Origin of the sequence: Flavobacterium sp. (genome assembly GCF_034111225.1) — a bacterium.
Lineage (GTDB): Bacteria > Bacteroidota > Bacteroidia > Flavobacteriales > Flavobacteriaceae > Flavobacterium.
In genome coordinates, this window is sequence record NZ_JAWUXR010000012.1 from 105,416 (window position 1) to 125,685 (window position 20,270).

Below are 20,270 nucleotides of genomic sequence, written 5' to 3' on the forward strand. Positions count from 1 at the left end.
ATGCTAAAAGTAAACTCCATTCAAGTTTTTGAACACTCTTTTTTATCTATAGAAGAAGGTAAGTTTGAGCAACGTCATTTTGAGGCATTGTCTAAATTAAATGCGTTACATGGTTACAAGTACTTCGATTTAAAGCATAATGGAGTTGTGTTTAAACAATATGTAGGTGTAATTCAAGTTGATGGCTTAACGATAGAGATTTTGCCTAAGATTGATAAAAATGAAGGCGAGTCTGATGATGTTAAAAAAAAATGGCAAAGCGCTCTAATTGAAATGTTACGAGTAACTCGTAAATTAAAAGTGCAACAAGTAGGTCAGGCTAATGTAACAAAACAGTCTATACATTTATTAGATATTTATTTTGAATGGTTTTTAAGTGAAGTGCAATTATTAATTCATCAAGGATTGATAAAGCAATACTATAAAGAAACGGGTAATGTAAAAGCTTTAAAAGGAAAGTTAGAATTTGCGGGTCATATAGCTAAAAATTTAGTTCATAAAGAACGTTTTTATACGACACATCAAGTTTATGATAAAGACCATTTATTACATCAAGTTTTAGGACAAGCTTTGGATATTATAGCATCATTATCGAAAGGGACATATTTATATAGTAAATGCAAGACAATTCAATTAGATTTTCCAGAAGTAAAAACTATTCAGGCCAATGAAGCTACCTTTGCAAAGTTACCTAGAAACAGAAAAACCGCTCCTTATGATTCAGCAATAGAAATTGCACGATTGATTATTTTAAATTATGCACCAAATATTTCTAGTGGATCAGAAAAGATGTTAGCCTTACTTTTTGATATGAATAGTTTGTGGGAAGAATATATATTGATAAGATTGCAAAAAGTTGCAATTTATTGCAAGGTTCATCGTCAGCAATATAAATCATTTTGGAAAAATATAACTATTAGACCAGACATTATAATAGAAAAAGGAGAGGGTGATAAAAAGCAAATTTTTGTTATAGATACAAAGTGGAAAAATATTGATTACTCCAAACCTTCTACAAATGATCTCCGTCAAATGTATGTATATAACGAATATTGGGGTTCTAAAAAAGCGATGTTACTATATCCTTCAAATGTGACTAAAGAGTTTAATTCTGATGATTTTGTTGAATTTGAAGATAGAGATCAAGCTTGTTCCTTAGGTAAAATTAGTATTTTTAATAGTAAAAATGAATTAGATGATTCAATTGGTAAAACAATTTTAAGTTGGTTTGATGAAAAATAAGAAGCAATTAAAAAGACAATATAATTCTACAAAAAAAGGAGGGATCTTTGATGCTGGATTAAAAAAACGCATACTTTATATAATTATTTGTGCAATACCAGTTTATATATTAGCTGATGAAAAAAGTGCATTGAGATTGATCATTATACCTTTTTTTATTTTTGGAATGATGCAGCTATTATCATTGATTGTCTCAATACCATTTTTAATTGAAAAATACTTACCTACAAAAACATATAATAAACAATCTACTCTTTTTGAAAAAGCTGTTTATTATTTTACAGCTATCTATTTAATTTTATCAATGGTATTTATGTTAGTTCAAGGAAGAACTATGGAAAATACAATTGGTGATTCTAGTTTATTTTGGAAATATGGCGGAATTGGTTTTGGTTCAGCTATTTTCTTTCTAATTGTTTTAAATTATATAGCTCCAAGTCTTAATTCTGATTTTAATAGGCGTGTAGCTCTATGGTTTTGCATTCCAATTGGCAGCTTGGTTTTGTTTCCTGCAATTATTTGTTTTATGAATACAATCAAAGAACCAGAATATCTTAATTGTTCTGAATTTAAAGTTGTTAGTAAATTTACCACAGGTAAAAGGAACTCAACACATAAAATGTCTTTTATAACTAAATATGGAGAAGAAAATTTTAAAATAAATAGATCATTTTACGATTCCATAAATGCAAATGAAGTAATAGAGTGCTGTAGTTATAAAGGTAATCTAGGCTATGAGGTAATTGTTAAGTTTAATAAGATTAAAGGTTTTTAAAATAAGTTAATAAGGTTAGTACAAATGTTCTGTATTTGAATTTTAACGGATTAATCTCTTTAATATTTAATTTCATCTCCATTTTCATCAATTAAATCAAATTGGTTAATTAATAATTTAATTGCTGGGTTTATAATTGATATACGCTCAATTTCAGTTTCATAATAAGTTCTTGAATTATTAGTGACATGATCTTTATTACTAATAATTACTTCTAGAAATAAGTCTGCAATATCATCTCCTGATTTTATTGTTTTATCTTCTAAAACAAGACTACAGCTAATATCAAATCCTTCTTTTCGTAATTTCTGACATTTTAAATCCCACGTTTCAAATCCTTCATTATCTGGAAAACAGGTAATACAATTTTGTTTTAAAGGATTTAATGCTGCTGATTTTAAGTTATGAATACCACCAGTAGCAAGCCAAAGATATTGAGGTTTTAAAATAGACATTATTATAGCTGTTTTTTCAGATTCAACAATTGCAATTTTTTTTGAATTATGGTTAATTATATGAATGCCAAAAAGAGTGGGTTTAATGTTGAAATCTTTTATTTTTATAGCTTTATGTACCCATGTTATATGATTAAATGGATGTTTAATTCGTTTGCCTGTATCTGAGTTGTATCCCATTATTCTCCCTGAACGAATTATGTTGTTTTCATCTATCAACCAAAATATAGGACTGCCGTTCCATTTTTTTGAAGTTCCTATTTTATATTTTTCAATTACATTTTTAACTTCATTTTCATTAAAATTTTTTAATAAAAATTGCACAAAACTATTACTCTTATAGCTCTTTAGTGTTTTTGTAAATGTCTTTATTTCAATTGATCCAAATTGTATTTTTCTTTCAATAGGCTTATTGTTATTTATAATGTTATTAATTGTGCCGTCAATCTTTTTAAAATGACCACATGCTGTATGACGGTCACATTTGCCATATCCATTTTCAAGATATGATTTAGATTCATTGTCAAAATATTTCACAAATCTCTTTTTACCACAAGCTGGGCAAATGAATTTTTTACTGGATTTATCAAAAGTATATTTATACATTTATAGTTCTACTCGTATTTTACGTAATACTCGTAACAAATAATTTATATTACGAATGCTTCGAATATTACGAACGTTTTTTAAGTTGATTATTTAGTAAATATTCTACAGCCTCATCAAATGTTATTTTTAATTTTACTTTAGATTTTATTATTTTTTTTGTTTCATTCTCTCTTGATTTTTTATACTTATTGACAATTGTTACAAACTTATCTTTGTCTTCTGTAGAAAGAGAGTTAAATATTTCTTCAACCGTTTTTAATGATAGTGCCATTTACATTGTTTTTTTTAATACATTCCTTACAGTTCCTTCACTTATACCAATTTGCCTAGCTATATCACAATTGGTTAGGTTTTGTTTTTTTAATTCTAAAATAGACTCATCTCTCTCATCTCTATATTCGTTAACAGCTTTTAAATGCTCGCCTTCAGTTGAAAATGAGTTAAAGCAGAATTGTAAAAAGCTATTTACTTTTTTGATTTCATTCAATATGATGTTATCTCCGCCATACACTTCTTCTACATTTCTTTGTTTAATCTGTTTTATATACCTGAAACTGGAATCTTGACAACTTTTTCCAATAGCAAAACTGCTGTCACAAAAATTGATTAACATTTTGCTTCCTGATATATCTGTATTACGAATAGGTTTTGAGTCGTCTCGTTTAGGAGTATGTGCAAGAACTAAAATCGAAAGATTATATTTCTTTTTTAATTCATTCAGCATTTTCATTAACGGTAAGGCGTCTTTCGCTTTTTCTGTCTCGTTTTTTAAATAAGTAATGTTGTCAACTATTAAAATTTTAGTTTTATGTTCTAAAACGCATTTTTCAATAGCATCACTTAAAAAATCTTCCTCAGATTTAAATTTTTCAGGATTAAATTTTTCAGGATTTATTTCCGCTCTAAGAAAATTTGAGTCAAAGTTATAATGTTCTTTAAAGTTTGTAGAATATCTATTTTCAAATTGTTTGTCAGATAATTCAAAATCAAAGTATATGATTTTCGAGGCTTCAATTTCAAGGTTTAGCCCGCATGTAGAACGACCTTTACTAATACTATTTCCAATTTGTACAGCTAAGATTGATTTTCCAACATTTGTATCAGAAAAGAGTATACATAGTTCGTTTTCAAACCAAAGTTCTCCAAATAGCATTTTTGGTCTTGGTCTTTTTTTTGCTTCTTCAATCCAGATATTGGCTGATTTTATTTCAAAGAGTGAATTTTTATTCATTTCTGAATCTATTTTTATTGATAATTCTTTAGTATCCATTTTTTATATGTTTTATTTTTTTTTGAAAGATTTTAAATAAATGATAGTTTGAGTTTCCATATCATAGAAAGGAACATTGCCATAAGAATCTAGTTCCATGTTTTTAATTTCATGATAACGTTCCAATAAAAAATCTTTAATTTCTTTAAGATCTTTCTTTGTTGCTGGCTTGTTTTCTTCTTTAGTAAAGATGCTAGTTAATGTATTAACAGCTAAAGTTCCAGCTGCTGCATTTCCTACACCTGCAAAACTCATTTTATCTATTTGATTGTTATTTGGTTTTTTAATCTCAGGTTTTGATAATCCTAATACTTTTTTTGAATTGAAAGCACTAGTTCTACAACTGTTGCAACAATACTTTTGCACTTTTCTTCTTTTGGGTTTGTAATTCTTACCACAATACCCACACATGTATATATAATTGTCCATAAGCGTAAATTTTACGTTAGATTAACGTTTAAAAAGGGGGTTGTTGGCTAAATAGACATTAGCTTTTGCATCTAAATCTTTATTTGATTGATTTTTTCCTGATTGCAACCAGTTCAAAATGTCGTGTTTTGAGAAGCGTAACATTCTTCCTTTTTTTATATAAGGAATTGTTTTACGGTATACAAGACCATAAATAGTAGGTTTAGTTAACGTAATAAGTTCTGCTAACTGATCAATTGATAAAAATTGATCTTCTGTAGTTGCATTTGAAGTTGGTTGCAACTCTTTTTTAATGTTTTCCGAAATGTATTTAGCGATTACTAAAAGATCTTCTTCGCTAAAAAAAGTTATTGTTTTTTCCATGCTTGCAAGTTGTACAACTTGTTAAGCATCTAATAGCGCATCTAATAGCGCATGTGAAATAAAACGCAAATAACTGTAAATCAGCATTATGAGTTTTGTTTTAAAAAAACAAGAAATAAGTTTTAAAAAAGTAACTTAATTTTTTTTAAAGTTTTTCGCATATTGAAATTTATAAAAAAACATAAAAAAACTCAAATTATGTGATTTGAGTTAAAATATTTGATTTTAGTTCTTCTATTTTTATATTAATATTCTTCAATTTAAAAGGTTTAATTTTTAATTTCAATTCATTCAATTGATCTTTAAATTCTTTTAGTTGGAATTTATGATTTGAACTGATATTATTTAAATCGATGTCATTTACTTTTCCACTAATTGCTTTGTATTCAAGTGAAGACCTATAGGAATCGTTATTTTCAAAATCAAAATGTGGTTTTATTTTAATAAGACTAAGTGTTTTGTATAATTCTGCATTAGTATCAAAACCATTATTTTTCATTATAGAAATAAAAATATATAACAAAAGACTATTTTCAATACTACTAAAATTGTTTTCACTTAATTGAGTTATATCTTTTAGAGTTTTACTCTTTTTGTTTACAGCTTTGTTTTCAGGGTAAACTATTTTTTTATAGTAATTGAAAACTTCTGTATTTTCTATTTCTGTTTCATATTCTTGAATTTCAAACTTTGAAAAGTCCTCCGATTTATAAATTAAATTGTATAAACTATGTTGGTTTCTAAAAATTCTGTAAATATTTGTTTCTGAGTAATATGTTGCTAAGTCCATAATAAGTTGCTCAAATGAATCTTCTTTTATCTCGAGGGTTTCAAATAACGGTTTTACATCCCTTTTTAGAGAATTTTCGTAACTGTTTTTTGAATAGTTTTTTTTATGCTTCTCAAAAGTATAAATCAAATCTGTATAAGGTTGAAAGCAATTAAATTTATCAGTGCTAAATTTATCAATGTGATCTTCTAATAGTTCATTTGATATATTTACAAATTCAAGACCAATTTCAACTGAATCAATTAATCTTGTTTTGATATAATTTTCTGTAGCTAATTTAACTTCATTAAATCTTTTTAAGTAAAGTGTTTCAAATTCCATCTAATTTTAAGTTTATTCTGTTAGCGGCTTCAATTTTATTTTTATCTAGTACTTTTGTGTATATCTGAGTCGTTGCAACGTTTTTGTGTCCCAGTAATTTTGAAACAGTATATATGTCTGTGCCGTTAGCTAGTTGCAGTGTAGCATAGCTATGGCGAAAATTATGAAATGATATTTTTTTATTTATTCCTGTTGCAACAAGCCATTCTTTTAAAGGCCTAGTTATTTGTGTGTATTTAATATCTCCAAACACTAAACCAGTTGTTGTGTTTTGTGATTTAAGTATATTATAAGCTGTTTCAGAAATTGGATGATTTTGTATAGATTTTGTTTTTTGCTCTCTTAGCTGGATGTAATAGCCTTGATGTTTATCGTTATAAACTTTCTTCCAATCTAAATTATTAATATCAACAAAACGCAATCCAGATAAAGCAGAGAAAATTGCCATGTGCTTCACTTTTTCTTTTTTAATAGGTGTCTTCCATAAAAGAGTAAGTTCTTCTTCTGTCAAATATTCTCTATGTGTTTCTTCTTCTTTAATATACTCAGCTTCTTCAATCAAGTTTTTTTCTATGAAATTTTCTTTATATGCTTGTTTTAAAACAGATAGGAAATGTTTAAAATAAGTTGCAGCTGTATTTCTAGAAAGTCGTTTAGGTTCATCTAGGTTTCGAGTTGTATTTGCGTTTAAAAGATAATTTCGATACCGATTTACAAATTGTATATCAATTTGGCTAGTTGTAATGGCATAAATACAAAAATTTTCAAAGTGATTTAAGGAAGATTTCCAAGTACTATAATTAGATTTACTTCCTTTATTGTAATAATCGTCAACAATACGTTTATAGAAGCCTACTAAATCGATACTAATATTAACATTATCCTTAAAGCCAAATTCTTTATTTCGTATTTGTACTTCTCTTTTTGATTTAACTACATTTGCTAATGATAATGTATCTGAGTTGTACTTTTTCTCATCTTGACTTTTAGGATTTTTAAAAATGTGTATGTTTAAAAACTCTCTTCGTGTTTCTATACCTGTTGTTGGGTTTATAATAGGAGGGTAGTAGTCAAGATATAAACTTAATTTATCAGACTTTAATTTTTTTTCTCTAAGTGAAACTTTAATCATTGTCGGTGAATATTTTATCGATGTCTATTTTTTTTACTAATACATACTTTCCATGTTGCTTACTTGGTATTTCAAGGCGTTTAATTAAATTGTATAGTGCACTTAAAGAAATATCATATTTTTTAGAAGCTTCTTCCATACTATAAGAGTTTTCTAAAGTAATCATTTTAGTGATTTTTTCCTTATCCACTTTCGTATTAATTAAGTTAAGGTCAAAGTAGCTTTCTAAGTCTTTTCTCCTTATCGTTAGTAATCTCTCCGCGAAATTATACGAATTTATTTCTCCCCTCTCTAAGAGCCTATAAACAGTACGAATAGACATATTTAAAATTTTAGCTGTTTCTTTTACTGTAAGAAAATCTTTCTGATTTATGTCAATTACACTAGTTTTTTTGATTATTTCTGGATTAGAAACTGCTCCAATTTTTTTTTCACGAGCCTTCTTTTTATAGTCTTTTTTATTGCAAATAGGGGTGCAATACCTTGTCCTTGTGGTCTTTGCAACAAAAACACTTTCGCAATATTCACATTTTTTTTTAACTCTAATATTTGAACTCATACATTTAATAAATTATATATATCATTAAATCCACTTTAAGTTTATATAAGAAGAAATAAGTGCCATAATTTCCCTTAATTGTCAAATGTAATATTTTTTTTTTAAGCGAGGTACAAGCGAGGTACAAATTTATTAAAATTAGCGCAAATGAGCGCATAAATGGGAGGTGCTGTAGAACATAGAAAAGCCACGTAATACGTGGCTTTTCTATGTGTGAGTGATTGAGAATGTATATTAAATTTCTTACATTATTTACCAATACAGAAGTTGGCAAAAATATTACCTAAAAGTTCGTCGTTTGTTACTTCTCCGGTAATTTCTCCAAAGTAATATAAAGCTTGTCGAATATCAATGGCAATAAAGTCAGATGAAGTATTACTTTCAATGCCATATTTTACTTTTTGTACTTCTTCTAAGGCTTTTAATAACGAATCATAATGACGTGTATTCGTCACAATAGTTTCATTATTACGCAAAGCACCTGTATTTACAAACGACATTAATTCGTTTTTCAACTCCTCAATTCCTTCTTTTTGTTTGGCAGAAATAAAAATTGAATTTTCAATCTGAGATTGTAAGGTAGAAAGTAAGCTTTCTTCTAGTTTATCTTTCTTATTGAAAAGTGTAAGTAAGGCTTTTTGCGGATATTTATTCTTTATTTTTTCTACTTCTACTTTCAAACGTTCCAAACTATCCATTGTCAGTTCAGTACTATCAACTAAAAACAAAACAACTTGTGCTTGTTCTATTTTTTCAAACGTTTTCTGAATGCCAATGCTTTCTACATGGTCTTCGGTTTCTCTAATTCCAGCGGTATCAATAAATCGAAAACCAATTCCATCAATCACCAATTCGTCTTCAATAGTATCACGAGTAGTTCCTGCAATGTCTGAAACTATGGCGCGTTCTTCGTTTAATAATGCATTCAATAAAGTAGATTTACCCACATTAGGTTCACCTACAATAGCAACCGGAATACCGTTTTTAATAACATTACCCACTGCAAAAGAATCGATTAATCGTTTCAGTACAAATTCTATTCGCTCTAAAAGTTCTTTAAAAGCAGTTCGGTCTGCAAATTCAACATCTTCTTCCGCAAAGTCAAGTTCTAGTTCAATTAAAGAAGCAAAATTCAACAATTCCTGACGCAATTTTGCAATTTCATTACTAAATCCACCACGCATTTGTTGCATAGCAATTTGGTGAGTTGCTTCGTTGTCTGATGCTATTAAATCAGCCACTGCTTCTGCCTGTGATAAATCTAATTTCCCGTTTAAAAAAGCACGTAAGGTAAATTCACCTGCTTGTGCCATTTTAGCGCCTTTACGAAGTAGCAATTGAATAATTTGTTGCTGAATGAACGTAGAACCATGGCACGATATTTCCACTACGTTTTCGCCTGTATATGAATTAGGCCCTTTAAATAGTGAAAGTAAAACTTGGTCATAGGTCTTATTTCCATCTACTACATGGCCTAAATGAATGGTATGCGTTTTTTGTTTGGTAATATCTTTTCCAGAAACCGATTGAAATACTTCTGCCGCTATAGTTACAGCTTCTAATCCCGAAAGGCGAATAACAGCAATAGCTCCAGCTCCAGATGGAGTAGCTAAAGCAACAATGGTTTCTTGGTTAATCATAATTTAAATTTAGTTCTGCAAAGATAAAATTTAGTAATTAGTAATTAGTGATAGTAATTAGTTTTTTTAGAATGTAGGTTTAGGAATTAAAACAGATAAGCCATATAAGCTATTGAACTCTATGTTAAGTGTAAAGTCTGAAACATAAGTAAGGGAAAACTATGTGCCTATGTGTTTAAAAAAAAACAAGTTCAAGTGCGAAAATCAAATTCAGTAAAATAAAAAAAACCGCGATCAACTTTTCAGTCTTGCGGTTTTTTGTAGTTAAGGTTGGTTATAATCGTGTGAGAATAAGTATTAACTTATAATCTCAATATTTTCTAGTTGTTTAACATTACTGGCATTACAAGCATAGTAACTGTTTCCCCTTCATCTAATCCATCAACTGGAGTTAAAATTCCGGCTCTATTTGGCATAGACATTTCAAGTTGAATTTCATCGCTCGTTAAGTTGTTTAACATTTCTATTAAAAAACGAGAGTTGAAACCAATTTGTAAATCGTCACCTTGATAATCACAAGTTAAACGCTCATCAGCTTTGTTAGAATAATCAATATCTTCAGCAGAAATATTCAATTCTGTTCCAGCAATTTTTAAACGTATTTGGTGTGTTGTTTTGTTAGCAAAAATTGCCACACGACGTACCGAACTTAAAAATTGTGTTCTATTGATTAATAATTTATTTGGATTTTCCTTTGGGATAACCGCTTCATAGTTTGGATATTTTCCATCAATTAAACGACAAGTTAATACATAGTTTTCAAAAGAAAAAGTAGCATTAGCATCGTTATAATCAATTTTAACTTCAGCGTCAGACGCACCTAATATTCCTTTTAAAATATTCAAAGGCTTTTTAGGCATAATAAAATCTGCTACTTGCGAAGCTTTTACATCTGTACGTGCATATTTTACCAATTTATGAGCATCAGTTGCAACAAATATTAAACCCTCTGGTGAAAACTGAAAGAAAACACCGCTCATTACAGGTCTTAAATCATCATTACCAGCGGCAAATATTGTTTTTCCTATTGCAGTTGCTAAAACTTCAGCGTGAACTAAAGTAGAAGAAGGATCTTCTAAACTTACTGCTTTTGGAAATTCATCACCTGGAGCATAAGCAATTGCATATTTACCAGAATTTGAACTTATTTCAACAGTACTGTTTTCTTCAACTGTAAAAGTTAGAGGTTGTTCAGGAAATGTTTTTAAAATATCTAATAAAAGTTTTGCAGGAATTGCAACACTACCTATACTTGTAGAATCAATCTCTAATGTAGCAGACATAGTAGTCTCTAGATCAGATGCAGATACTGTAAGTGCATTATTGTCTAATTCAAATAGGAAATTATCTAAGATAGGTAACGTGTTACTACTGTTAATAACGCTCCCTAATACTTGTAGCTGTTTTAATAAATACGAACTCGATACTATAAACTTCATCATCTTTATATTAAAAATCTTTTTATGATTTTATTTTCACAAATATATTCTAAATCTCTCCAAATAGCAAAAACTATTTATCAACAACTATTTAGTATACATTTTTTTTCTTAAATAAGTAAATAAGAAACCAAATACTATTAAAATAAGCATTGGTAACCCGATAGTTAGCACTTGTGCCATGGTGTAATTTTGATAAACTCTTTCTTTATCTAGAAGAGGTAATTTTACATCTTTACTTCTAATGTTAATAAGTCCGGTATCATCAAGTAAATAGTTGACACAGTTCATTAAGAATTCTTTATTGCCGTATAGATTATTAGTCCATTTGTCAAATCCAAGTTCTAATGGTCCGTTTTGATCCAATTGATTTTTAATAAGATCACCATCACTCACTACAATCATTTTTGAAGCATTACCTTCTGCCAAATAGCTATTGTCTTTAAAAGGCAAGATTCTATTAGTATACATTGAGTTGAATTTACCTTCAAATAATACGGCAACCGGAAGCAATCCTTTACCTTGATACTCTTCAGGTGTTGTTTCTTCAGTAACTGACTCTAAACTAACTTCTGAAGGGGTTCCAACCGATTTAGAATATTCAGAACTGCTCAATAAAACCGTTTTGTTTATTTTATTGTTTAATAACTCTATTGGAGAAGTAAATTCAAATTTAATTCCTTCAAGATTTTTAACAATTGGATTTGGAGTTGCAGGATATATAAAAGGAGCAAATTTCCAGAAATATTGTTGGTATTCAGTGTCACTTCCTTGTTCTCCGGTAGCTAATTTTATAGGCGTTGCTTGTTCGTCTTTAATCAATAAAGGATTAATTCTAAAACCGTACTTAAAAAACATGTCGTTTAAACCTAAATCTCTTTGATGTGCTAAAATGGTTCCTGTTTCATTAAACATTTCTTCCATGTCTGCTTTTACAGCGTCAACTAACCAAAGTGTTTTTCCACCTGAAATAATGTATTGATCAAGTACTTGCTTTTCTTCTTCTGTAAAAACTTCAGTAGGTTTAGCAATAACAACTAAATCGTATTTTTTTAAAGCTTCAAGTGTTTGTGTAGGTTGTTTTGCAACTGAATCCAAGGTGAACGGACCTATGTAATAACTCTCTTTAACCGTTTTTAAGAAGTCGGCTATGTATTTATCTTCTAGCTCTCCATTTCCTTTTAAAACTGCAATTTTCTTTTGTTTGTCTTTTGAAATTTTATTGATGGCTTCGGCGAAAGCAAATTCTAAATGCTGCACAGAACTAATTACTTTTTGTTCAGTTGATGCACCCATTAGGTTCTTTAGTAAACTAATTTTAGTGCTTTTGTCACCATAAGAGGCAATTGCCCATGGAAAAACAACTTCTTGAGATTGTTTCCCTTTGTTTTCAACAGTAATGTTAAGCGGTTGTAATCCTCTTTCATAAAACTGTTTCATTACAGCAACTCGTTCTTCTTCCTTTTCAATAGGATTTGCAAATTCAAAAATGATGTTTGAATTATAAGCACTAAATTCTTCTAGTAATTGTCTTGTTTCGTCTTGTAAACGTTTGAATTCTGGCGGAAAGTTTCCTTCCAAAAAAACATCGATTATCAAAGGACTATCTATACTTTTGATGATGTTTAATGAAGTTTCTGATAAAGTATAACGTTTGTCTTCAGTTAAGTCAAATCGTTTAAAAAAATAATTTCCTATTATGTTTATAACAATTAAAGCGATTGCTATAATAACAAGTTGTTTAAGGTTTTGTTTTTTAGCTGCTCTCATTATGCTTTTAAAGATTTTAATTTATAAACCGTTACTGATAAAAATAAAACAGTAACACTTAAAAAATAAAGAATATCTCTTGTGTCTATTACACCACGACTCATACTTTTAAAATGATAATCCATACCAAAAGAAGCGATTAATTTGCTGTTACTTTCAAATAAAGAGGCAATGCCATCAAAACCAAAGTAGAAAACAAAGCATAAAAATACGGCCAAAATAAAAGCGACAATTTGGTTTTCAGATAATGTAGAAGTAAATATACCTATTGCAGTGTAAGAAGCAATTAAAAATAACAATCCAAAATATGAACCTAGCGTACTTCCCATATCAATATTCCCTTGTGGTGAACCAAAATATGAAATGACAAAAACATACACTATCGATGGTAAAACTGCTAATACTATTAGAATGAAAGCTCCTAAAAATTTACCATTTACAATTTCCCAAATAGATAATGGTTTGGTAAAAAGTAATTCAAGAGTTCCTTGTTTCTTTTCATCAGAAAACGAACGCATCGTTACTGCAGGAATTAAAAATGTGAATATCCATGGAGAAAGTTTGAAAAAAGGACTCATATCTGCAAATCCAGAATTTAAGATATTAAAATCCCCTTCAAATACCCATAGAAATAATCCATTAAGTAATAAGAATATAGCAATTACGAGATAACCAATGGTTGAACCAAAAAAGGATTTAATTTCTCTTAATAATAATGCTTTCATTTATTTTTAACTATTTATTTGTTCAATCGTTTACGTAAAAGAGTTGCGAATTTATAAAAATTATAGCAACCGTTATTTTAAATGAAGGACTTATTGTAATGTTGCAACTTTATCTACGCTCCAAGCTTCGGGTTTATCACTAAATAAAGTTTTAGTGTAACTCCAAACTCCTTTAAATAATTCTGAATTTCTGTAAGCTTCTAAATCTGATTCGGTTTCCCAATAACTGTAGGTAAAAAAAGTTCTATTGTCGTTTTTATCTTGGTATAACTCTAAAAGTAAATTTCCTTCAAAACCTCTAATTTGCTCTTTCACTTCATGGAAGTTCTCTAAAAAAGGAGCGATATTTTCTTCGTGAAAACGCAGTTTAACAATTCGTACAAACATTTTATTTAAATTCTATTGTTATTACATCTCTAAAATTAAGGCCTAAAAGGGTAGATGCAGAGCCAACAGTTTTTGGATTGCTTTTATAAATAGCAATTTCTAATAAGTTGTTTTCATTAAATAAAGCTAGGCGTTCTCCTTCAAAATCTTTTAGAGAAAATTTTTCGGTAGTATTAAAGTCAGAAAAACTGTTTTTTATAGTACTTATTTTTTTGTTATTAAACTTAATATCAAAACCTCTGTTTCTATTGATATCTTGAAATAATTTTTTAGAAATATTGGTAACGCAATTCCCAAAATGATCTATATAAACGATATTTCCTTTAATTATTGTTAAATCATCTGAAACCACAGCCACTAATTCGTTTACTTTTTTCAGTTCAGTAATTTCTTTACCTATTACGTTTAGTAAGCCTCCACGAGCAATATGACAAGCTACTGCAACAAATACATCTATATCCGTAGCGTCTTTATTAAGTCGGTCGTGAATATTTATAGCAACCATTTTTTGGGCTACTTTCTTTTGAGTAAGTGTACTTAAAATTCCATTATCTGCACAAATGAAAAAATGATCGTCCCATTGAAGAGCAATATGTTGGGTTTCATTCGTACGTTCACTATCAACACCAATAATATGTATTGTTCCTTTTGGGAAACTATTATAAGCAGCGGCAATGCAATAACCAGCTTCTAAGGTGTTGAATAAATCAATATCATGAGAAATATCAATAATAGTAGCTTCATTATAACCTGAAATTAGTTTTCCTTTTAAAGAACCTACAAAGTGGTCTTTCAATCCAAAATCAGTTGTTAAAGTAATTATTGACATTCTTTTGTTTATAACTTATTCTAAAATCAAAAATAGTTTTTCTTAAATTTGATATCATCACTTCATTAAAGTTTATAAACCAGATGAAGAAAAATGACTCTATATTCTCCGATAAAATAATATCTTAAATATAGATACAAAGCTAATGTATTTTCAGCACAACAAAAATAATTAAAACAAAAAGCCTTTGAACGAAAGAATTATTGAATTAACGGACATTACTCCAAAAGAGTTTTGGGGCGCTCAAGACATTCATCTTGAAGCAATTAAAAAATATTATCCAAAGTTGAAAATTGTCGCAAGAGGAACGCTTCTTAAGGCTTATGGCGAAGAAGAAATCCTCAACGAATTTGAAACTCGTTTTAGAAGATTAATGCAACATTTTTCGCGATACAATAGAATTGATGATAATGTTATTTTAAGAGTATTGGAAAGCGATGCTCAAGAAATGCAACACATGAACAAAAGCGATAAGATTCTTGTTCATGGAATAGGAGGAAAACTAATTAAAGCAATGACACCAAATCAGCAAAAATTAGTTGATTTAGTGATGACAAATGATATGGTTTTTGCTATTGGTCCGGCTGGAACAGGAAAAACCTATACGGGTGTTGCTATGGCGGTTAAAGCTTTAAAGGAAAAACAAGTAAAACGTATTATATTAACTCGTCCTGCTGTTGAAGCTGGCGAAAATTTAGGTTTTCTTCCTGGAGACATGAAGGAAAAACTTGATCCTTATATGCAACCTTTATATGATGCTTTGCGCGATATGTTGCCGCCCAATACATTAGACGATTATATTATGAAAGGAATTATTCAAATAGCTCCTTTAGCGTTTATGCGTGGACGAACATTAGACCATGCTTTTGTTATTTTAGATGAAGCTCAAAATACGACACATAATCAAATGAAAATGTTTTTAACGAGAATGGGTAAAAACGCAAAGTTTATGATTACTGGAGACCCTGGTCAAGTAGATTTACCGCGTAGAACTATATCTGGTTTAAAAGAAGCTATTTTGGTTTTAAAAGATGTAGAGGGAATTGGGATTATTTATCTAGATGATAAAGATATTGTACGTCATAAATTAGTCAAGAAAGTTATTGATGCTTATAAGAGTATTGAAAATTTAGATTAATAATAAAAAAGAGGATATGATAAAAATATCCTCTTTTTTTATTGCTTTCTTTTAAAACTTATTTAATTAAACTTTATTTGCAATCTAAAATATACACAATTGAAAAACGTACTCATAACTGGAGCTTCTGGAGGACTTGGAAAATTAACTGCAAAACATTTTGCTGATAACGGTTGGAATGTCATTGCAACTATGATTAGTTTAGATTTAGCGGAGGACTTAGAAGGATATCCAAATGTTAAATGTTATCAACTTGATGTAACTTCTACAGAAAACATTAATATAGCAAAAACACAAATTTTAAATGATTTTGAAGCTATTGATGTTGTTGTTAATAATGCAGGATTAGGTTACAGAAGTTTTGTAGAGCTTTCCGAAGATTCTAAAATAGATACAATTGTAGATGTAAATTGGTTAGGCGTTGTGAAAGTTTGTAGGGCTTTCATTCCGGTTTTTAGAAAACAAAAATATGGTCAGTTTATTAACATTACATCAATTGCTGGTTTGGTTAATTTGCCATTGGGTAATTTTTATCACTCTACAAAACAAGCCGTAGAGAGTTTTTCAGAATGCATGTCTTATGAATTACTCGATTTTAATGTAAGTGTTTGTACTGTGCAATTTGGAAATGCTCCAACAGATTTTCAGAATAATGTTGTTAAGTGTGAAGAATCAAAAATACCATCTTATGATAAAATGATGGATTCTATAAATACTATCCTTAATAAAAAAACCAGTAAAAACCAAAACCTTACAAAAACAATTGTAGCTAAGTTATTTTCTATAGCAAATAAACCTTCTAAAAGTTTTAGAAAATACACTATTGGTTTTGATGCAAATTTCATGAAATACCTCCGAAGAATATTAGGATACCGATTATTTAATTTTGTAATAAGGAAAAAGGTATTAAAGAGTTAAATGTAATTTATTAATGAATTTTGAATACGTTTATTTTATAAACGTATTTTTTTTACATTTTATCTAGTTAAATACGTATTTTAATAAGAATATATTGCTTAATTAATTTTATTAACAATTAAATATTTATAAAATTAACATTAATAATAAATAAAATGTAAAATATATGCGCGCATAATAAAAAATTATATATCTTTATAATATTAAAATTAAAACAGACTTATGAACTCAAAAAACTACCATTATGAAAAAAAATTACATAACCTTAATCGCATTAGCTTGCTTTTGTATGACTAATGCACAAGTTGGAATTGGAACCACTTTACCGGAAGGAGAGTTAGATGTTGTTTCTACTAACCATGGAGTAATATTTCCAAGAATAGCATTGATTTCAAGAAATGTATCTCCTCCAGTTTTTAACCCACAAGGTGGATTGTTGTCAATTGGAACATTAGTATACAATACTGCAATAAGTGGACCAAGTCCTTATCAAGTTAGTCCAGGTTATTACTTTTGGGATGGATCAGAGTGGGTTGCTCTTGACGGAAATGGAGGTAGAGACTGGTCTCTTCTTGGAAATTCAGGAACGAATCCTGGAGTAAATTTTTTAGGAACTACTGATAATACTAATTTAATTTTTAGAACAAATAATTTACAAAGAGCAGTTGTTCGTTCTGATGGGAATGTTGCAATAAATTCTCCAGGAGATGCTTGGACAAAATTATATGTTAATACTTCAGGAGCATTTAATGATGCATTAAGAGGAAGAAATGATGATACAGTTGGTAATGCAGTTTGGGGAACAAATATTAATGATAGAGGAACAGCAATTATGGGAGGTGCTGGAGCAGGATTTAGTATTTTTCCTAGCACAGGTGCTGGAGTAGCTGGTTCAGGACCTTATGTTGGAGTATATGGTTCCAATGCTTATGGAAGACCAAGTAATCCAGCTCATTATTCAAATTGTGCAGGCGGTTTTTCTTTAGATTCTGATAATAATACTGCATCGTTAAATAATAGTGCATTTGCTAAAATAGCGGGTCTGGATGATATTTCTCCAGATGGTGTTTTAGGGTCTAGAAGAAGTTTATATGGAGGCTATTTTAATGGAGGAGTTGGTGCCGGACAATCATATGCATATGTTGGCTTAAAATATAATGCAAATGCAGGTGGTGCAGCAGGAACTAATTTTAAAGTTATTGGAAATGGATCTAACTCTACATTAATTATGGACGAAGATAATAAACCAAGAATTTTATTTTCGACAGAAGCTCCAGAAATTTTATTTGAAGATTATGGAACTGCCCAATTAGAAAATGGTGAAACATATGTTGAAATAGACCCAGTGTTGAAAAAAGCACTATTTGTAGATGAGAAACATCCTTTAAAAGTTTTTATTCAATTAGAAGGCGATTGTAATGGTGTATTTGTAACAAGTAAATCTATTGATGGTTTTAAAGTAAAAGAATTAGCAAAAGGAACTTCAAATACTAAATTCTCATGGCATATTGTTGCAAATAGAGCAGACGACATGGATAGTTTAGGAAACGTTACCTCTAAGCATGTTGGTTTAAGATTACCATATGGACCAATTGCAATTAAAGAAACACAAATGATAAAAAAAGAAATTAAAACAAGTAATCCTATATCAATGAATTAATATGAAAAATTTAAATACCTAACCCGTTAGTTGCTATTTGTAATTAACGGGTTTTTTATGTGTAATTATTTTTTGAAGTCAAGTATAAACAATTAATTATGTAACTTTTTTCATAAATAGTGTAATTTATTTAGCAGATGTAGTGTCTAAATTTGCACTATAACCTTAAAAGGAAAAAACATGAAAAAATTATTTTTATTTATCGGAATACTAGGATTAAGCCCAGTTTTTGCTCAACAAAGTGAAATTGAAATAACACCAGAAAATTCTTGGTTAAAAGCAGGTATAACTGCAGGAATTCCAGTTGGAGATGCTAGCGATGTATCATCTTTTAATTTAGGATTAGATTTTAGAGCTCAATATTTATTTAACCCTAATTTCGCAATTGGTTTAGCTTCAGGTTATAGTCATTATTTTGCTAAAGATAATTTTGAAGATTTTGGAATTATTCCAGTAGCAGGATATTTACGTTATTATTTTACACCTAATGGATTGTTTTTTGGTTCAGATTTAGGATACGGTTTTTTAACGAATGTAGAAAATAATGATGGTGGATTATATGTTAACCCACAAATAGGTTATCATAACGAAGATTGGAATATTTATGCTTTTTACCAAAATACATTTGCTGAAAACGATGTTGACTTACAAACTGTTGGTGTGGGTGTTACTTATAATATTCGTTTTAAATAATTAAATTATTTATTTAGAATTTAAAAGGAGGAAAGATAATTTCCTCCTTTTTTTATTTTATTTTGTTTAGCATTATTAAACAAATTACATTTGCATAACAAACAACACAACAACACTATTTAATGAACACAATTACTACTACAAATTTCAATTTTCCGGATCAAAAATCAGTTTATCACGGAAAAGTAAGAGAAGTTTATAATATCAATGATGACTTATTAGTTATGGTTGCTACTGACAGGCTTTCTGCTTTTGATGTAGTTATGCCAAAAGGTATACCTTACAAAGGACAAATTTTAAATCAAATTGCAACAAAATTCATGGAATTAACTCAGGATATTGTTCCTAATTGGTTAATAGCTACTCCAGATCCAAGTGTTGCTGTAGGACATTTATGTGAGCCTTTTAAAGTAGAAATGGTAATTCGTGGATATTTATCAGGTCATGCAGCACGTGAATATGCTTTAGAAAAAAGAATACTTTGCGGTGTTTCAATGCCTGATGGTTTAAAAGAAAATGATAAGTTTCCAGATCCAATAATTACTCCTTCTACAAAAGCAGATAATGGAGAGCACGATGAAGATATTTCTCGTGAAGCTATTTTAGCAAATGGAATTGTAAGTGAAGAAGACTATTTAGTTTTAGAAAAATACACAAGAGATTTATACCAAAGAGGGACTGAAATTGCTGCTTCTCGTGGATTAATTTTGGTTGATACCAAATATGAATTTGGTAAAACGAAAGAAGGTAAAATTGTTTTAATAGATGAAATTCATACGCCAGATTCTTCTCGTTATTTTTATGCAGAAGGTTACCAAGACAGACAAGATAGAGGAGAAGCACAAAAGCAACTTTCTAAAGAATTTGTACGCCAATGGTTAATTGCGAATGGTTTTCAAGGTAAAGAAGGACAGCAAATTCCTGAAATGAACGAAGAATATATTGCTTCAGTTTCAGAACGATATATTGAATTATATGAAAATATTCTTGGAGAAAAATTTATAAAAGCTGACATCTCTAACATCAACGAACGAATTGAAAAAAACGTTTTGGCGTATTTAAATAATTAAAAAAAAGGCTCAATTTTCATTGAGCCTTTTTTAATCAAACAAACTAAACCAATAGA

21 protein-coding genes are annotated in these 20,270 nt (G+C 29.2%); 7 read left to right on the forward strand and 14 right to left on the reverse strand.

Translation table 11 applies throughout. The features are described 5' to 3' along the window. Both UXY25_RS08740 and UXY25_RS08745 read left to right on the forward strand, forming a co-directional pair. On the forward strand, positions 1 to 1,242 hold the full coding sequence (locus tag UXY25_RS08740; protein ID WP_320815623.1) for a 5-methylcytosine restriction system specificity protein McrC: 1,242 nt from the start codon (positions 1 to 3) through the stop codon (positions 1,240 to 1,242). Then, on the forward strand, positions 1,232 to 2,017 hold the full coding sequence (locus UXY25_RS08745; RefSeq protein WP_320815624.1) for a hypothetical protein: 786 nt from the start codon (positions 1,232 to 1,234) through the stop codon (positions 2,015 to 2,017). Before UXY25_RS08740 ends, UXY25_RS08745 begins: the two co-directional genes overlap by 11 nt. A 59-nt stretch (positions 2,018 to 2,076) precedes the next feature. Here the strand turns inward: UXY25_RS08745 and UXY25_RS08750 are convergent, their stop codons facing one another. The 14 genes from UXY25_RS08750 to UXY25_RS08815 form a co-directional block, all read right to left on the reverse strand. Further along, positions 2,077 to 3,078, reverse strand: a complete 1,002-nt coding sequence (locus tag UXY25_RS08750) for a DUF6371 domain-containing protein (RefSeq protein ID WP_320815625.1) — start codon at positions 3,076 to 3,078, stop codon at positions 2,077 to 2,079. 67 nt (positions 3,079 to 3,145) lie between these two features. Next, positions 3,146 to 3,352, reverse strand: coding sequence for a hypothetical protein (locus UXY25_RS08755; RefSeq protein WP_320815626.1), 207 nt, complete (start codon positions 3,350 to 3,352; stop codon positions 3,146 to 3,148). After that, on the reverse strand, positions 3,353 to 4,351 hold the full coding sequence (locus UXY25_RS08760; protein WP_320815627.1) for an AAA family ATPase: 999 nt from the start codon (positions 4,349 to 4,351) through the stop codon (positions 3,353 to 3,355). 12 nt (positions 4,352 to 4,363) lie between these two features. Further along, positions 4,364 to 4,780 (reverse strand): hypothetical protein, encoded by a 417-nt coding sequence (locus tag UXY25_RS08765; protein ID WP_320815628.1) that lies wholly within the window; start codon positions 4,778 to 4,780, stop codon positions 4,364 to 4,366. Between the two features lie 21 nt (positions 4,781 to 4,801). Further along, positions 4,802 to 5,143 carry a helix-turn-helix transcriptional regulator gene (locus tag UXY25_RS08770; protein WP_320815629.1) on the reverse strand — a complete coding sequence of 114 codons (342 nt, stop codon included), beginning with the start codon at positions 5,141 to 5,143 and terminating at the stop codon, positions 4,802 to 4,804. A 196-nt stretch (positions 5,144 to 5,339) separates the two neighbouring features. Next, the gene (locus UXY25_RS08775) at positions 5,340 to 6,254 is read right to left on the reverse strand and encodes a hypothetical protein (protein WP_320815630.1); all 915 of its coding nucleotides are present in this window, start codon (positions 6,252 to 6,254) and stop codon (positions 5,340 to 5,342) included. Next, positions 6,244 to 7,386, reverse strand: a complete 1,143-nt coding sequence (locus tag UXY25_RS08780; protein WP_320815631.1) for a site-specific integrase — start codon at positions 7,384 to 7,386, stop codon at positions 6,244 to 6,246. Before UXY25_RS08780 ends, UXY25_RS08775 begins: the two co-directional genes overlap by 11 nt. Further along, positions 7,379 to 7,945, reverse strand: a complete 567-nt coding sequence (locus tag UXY25_RS08785) for a helix-turn-helix domain-containing protein (protein ID WP_320815632.1) — start codon at positions 7,943 to 7,945, stop codon at positions 7,379 to 7,381. The genes UXY25_RS08780 and UXY25_RS08785 overlap by 8 nt, the downstream gene beginning before the upstream one ends. A 248-nt stretch (positions 7,946 to 8,193) precedes the next feature. Next, entirely contained in the window at positions 8,194 to 9,585 is a 1,392-nt protein-coding gene (gene mnmE, locus UXY25_RS08790) for a tRNA uridine-5-carboxymethylaminomethyl(34) synthesis GTPase MnmE (protein WP_320815633.1), read from the reverse strand. 320 nt (positions 9,586 to 9,905) lie between these two features. Further along, positions 9,906 to 11,024, reverse strand: coding sequence for a DNA polymerase III subunit beta (dnaN, locus tag UXY25_RS08795; RefSeq protein ID WP_320815782.1), 1,119 nt, complete (start codon positions 11,022 to 11,024; stop codon positions 9,906 to 9,908). Between the two features lie 87 nt (positions 11,025 to 11,111). Continuing rightward, the gene (gene gldG, locus UXY25_RS08800) at positions 11,112 to 12,794 is read right to left on the reverse strand and encodes a gliding motility-associated ABC transporter substrate-binding protein GldG (protein ID WP_320815634.1); all 1,683 of its coding nucleotides are present in this window, start codon (positions 12,792 to 12,794) and stop codon (positions 11,112 to 11,114) included. Then, entirely contained in the window at positions 12,794 to 13,519 is a 726-nt protein-coding gene (gene gldF, locus UXY25_RS08805) for a gliding motility-associated ABC transporter permease subunit GldF (RefSeq protein ID WP_320815635.1), read from the reverse strand. Before gldF ends, gldG begins: the two co-directional genes overlap by 1 nt. A 90-nt stretch (positions 13,520 to 13,609) precedes the next feature. After that, positions 13,610 to 13,906: an antibiotic biosynthesis monooxygenase family protein gene (locus tag UXY25_RS08810; RefSeq protein WP_320815636.1), complete on the reverse strand. Its 297-nt coding sequence runs from the start codon at positions 13,904 to 13,906 to the stop codon at positions 13,610 to 13,612. Position 13,907: 1 nt separating this feature from the next. Beyond that, entirely contained in the window at positions 13,908 to 14,735 is an 828-nt protein-coding gene (locus tag UXY25_RS08815; RefSeq protein ID WP_320815637.1) for an SAM-dependent chlorinase/fluorinase, read from the reverse strand. Positions 14,736 to 14,922: 187 nt separating this feature from the next. Between UXY25_RS08815 and UXY25_RS08820 the strand changes: the two genes are divergently transcribed. The 5 genes from UXY25_RS08820 to UXY25_RS08840 all read left to right on the forward strand — a co-directional run bounded on the left by UXY25_RS08820 (position 14,923) and on the right by UXY25_RS08840 (position 20,214). Continuing rightward, positions 14,923 to 15,873, forward strand: a complete 951-nt coding sequence (locus tag UXY25_RS08820) for a PhoH family protein (RefSeq protein ID WP_320815638.1) — start codon at positions 14,923 to 14,925, stop codon at positions 15,871 to 15,873. Positions 15,874 to 15,972: 99 nt separating this feature from the next. Further along, a complete protein-coding gene (locus tag UXY25_RS08825; protein ID WP_320815639.1) occupies positions 15,973 to 16,791 on the forward strand; it encodes an SDR family oxidoreductase in 819 nt (272 codons plus the stop codon). Between the two features lie 244 nt (positions 16,792 to 17,035). Then, a complete protein-coding gene (locus UXY25_RS08830) occupies positions 17,036 to 18,451 on the forward strand; it encodes a hypothetical protein (RefSeq protein ID WP_320815640.1) in 1,416 nt (471 codons plus the stop codon). A gap of 180 nt (positions 18,452 to 18,631) precedes the next feature. Further along, on the forward strand, positions 18,632 to 19,144 hold the full coding sequence (locus UXY25_RS08835) for a hypothetical protein (RefSeq protein WP_320815641.1): 513 nt from the start codon (positions 18,632 to 18,634) through the stop codon (positions 19,142 to 19,144). 122 nt (positions 19,145 to 19,266) lie between these two features. Continuing rightward, complete coding sequence (locus UXY25_RS08840; protein ID WP_320815642.1) at positions 19,267 to 20,214, forward strand: phosphoribosylaminoimidazolesuccinocarboxamide synthase; 948 nt, start codon at positions 19,267 to 19,269, stop codon at positions 20,212 to 20,214. The last annotated feature ends 56 nt before the right edge of the window (positions 20,215 to 20,270 follow it).

What these genes read in the sequence shown, in the direction of transcription:
- UXY25_RS08740 (WP_320815623.1), top strand. Translation starts at nt 1, where the DNA reads ATGCTAAAAGTAAACTCCATTCAAGTTTTTGAACACTCTTTTTTATCT.
- UXY25_RS08745 (WP_320815624.1), top strand. Translation starts at nt 1,232, where the DNA reads ATGAAAAATAAGAAGCAATTAAAAAGACAATATAATTCTACAAAAAAA.
- UXY25_RS08750 (WP_320815625.1), bottom strand. Translation starts at nt 3,078, where the DNA reads ATGTATAAATATACTTTTGATAAATCCAGTAAAAAATTCATTTGCCCA.
- UXY25_RS08755 (WP_320815626.1), bottom strand. Translation starts at nt 3,352, where the DNA reads ATGGCACTATCATTAAAAACGGTTGAAGAAATATTTAACTCTCTTTCT.
- UXY25_RS08760 (WP_320815627.1), bottom strand. Translation starts at nt 4,351, where the DNA reads ATGGATACTAAAGAATTATCAATAAAAATAGATTCAGAAATGAATAAA.
- UXY25_RS08765 (WP_320815628.1), bottom strand. Translation starts at nt 4,780, where the DNA reads ATGGACAATTATATATACATGTGTGGGTATTGTGGTAAGAATTACAAA.
- UXY25_RS08770 (WP_320815629.1), bottom strand. Translation starts at nt 5,143, where the DNA reads ATGGAAAAAACAATAACTTTTTTTAGCGAAGAAGATCTTTTAGTAATC.
- UXY25_RS08775 (WP_320815630.1), bottom strand. Translation starts at nt 6,254, where the DNA reads ATGGAATTTGAAACACTTTACTTAAAAAGATTTAATGAAGTTAAATTA.
- UXY25_RS08780 (WP_320815631.1), bottom strand. Translation starts at nt 7,386, where the DNA reads ATGATTAAAGTTTCACTTAGAGAAAAAAAATTAAAGTCTGATAAATTA.
- UXY25_RS08785 (WP_320815632.1), bottom strand. Translation starts at nt 7,945, where the DNA reads ATGAGTTCAAATATTAGAGTTAAAAAAAAATGTGAATATTGCGAAAGT.
- mnmE (WP_320815633.1), bottom strand. Translation starts at nt 9,585, where the DNA reads ATGATTAACCAAGAAACCATTGTTGCTTTAGCTACTCCATCTGGAGCT.
- dnaN (WP_320815782.1), bottom strand. Translation starts at nt 11,024, where the DNA reads ATGAAGTTTATAGTATCGAGTTCGTATTTATTAAAACAGCTACAAGTA.
- gldG (WP_320815634.1), bottom strand. Translation starts at nt 12,794, where the DNA reads ATGAGAGCAGCTAAAAAACAAAACCTTAAACAACTTGTTATTATAGCA.
- gldF (WP_320815635.1), bottom strand. Translation starts at nt 13,519, where the DNA reads ATGAAAGCATTATTATTAAGAGAAATTAAATCCTTTTTTGGTTCAACC.
- UXY25_RS08810 (WP_320815636.1), bottom strand. Translation starts at nt 13,906, where the DNA reads ATGTTTGTACGAATTGTTAAACTGCGTTTTCACGAAGAAAATATCGCT.
- UXY25_RS08815 (WP_320815637.1), bottom strand. Translation starts at nt 14,735, where the DNA reads ATGTCAATAATTACTTTAACAACTGATTTTGGATTGAAAGACCACTTT.
- UXY25_RS08830 (WP_320815640.1), top strand. Translation starts at nt 17,036, where the DNA reads ATGAAAAAAAATTACATAACCTTAATCGCATTAGCTTGCTTTTGTATG.
- UXY25_RS08835 (WP_320815641.1), top strand. Translation starts at nt 18,632, where the DNA reads ATGAAAAAATTATTTTTATTTATCGGAATACTAGGATTAAGCCCAGTT.
- UXY25_RS08840 (WP_320815642.1), top strand. Translation starts at nt 19,267, where the DNA reads ATGAACACAATTACTACTACAAATTTCAATTTTCCGGATCAAAAATCA.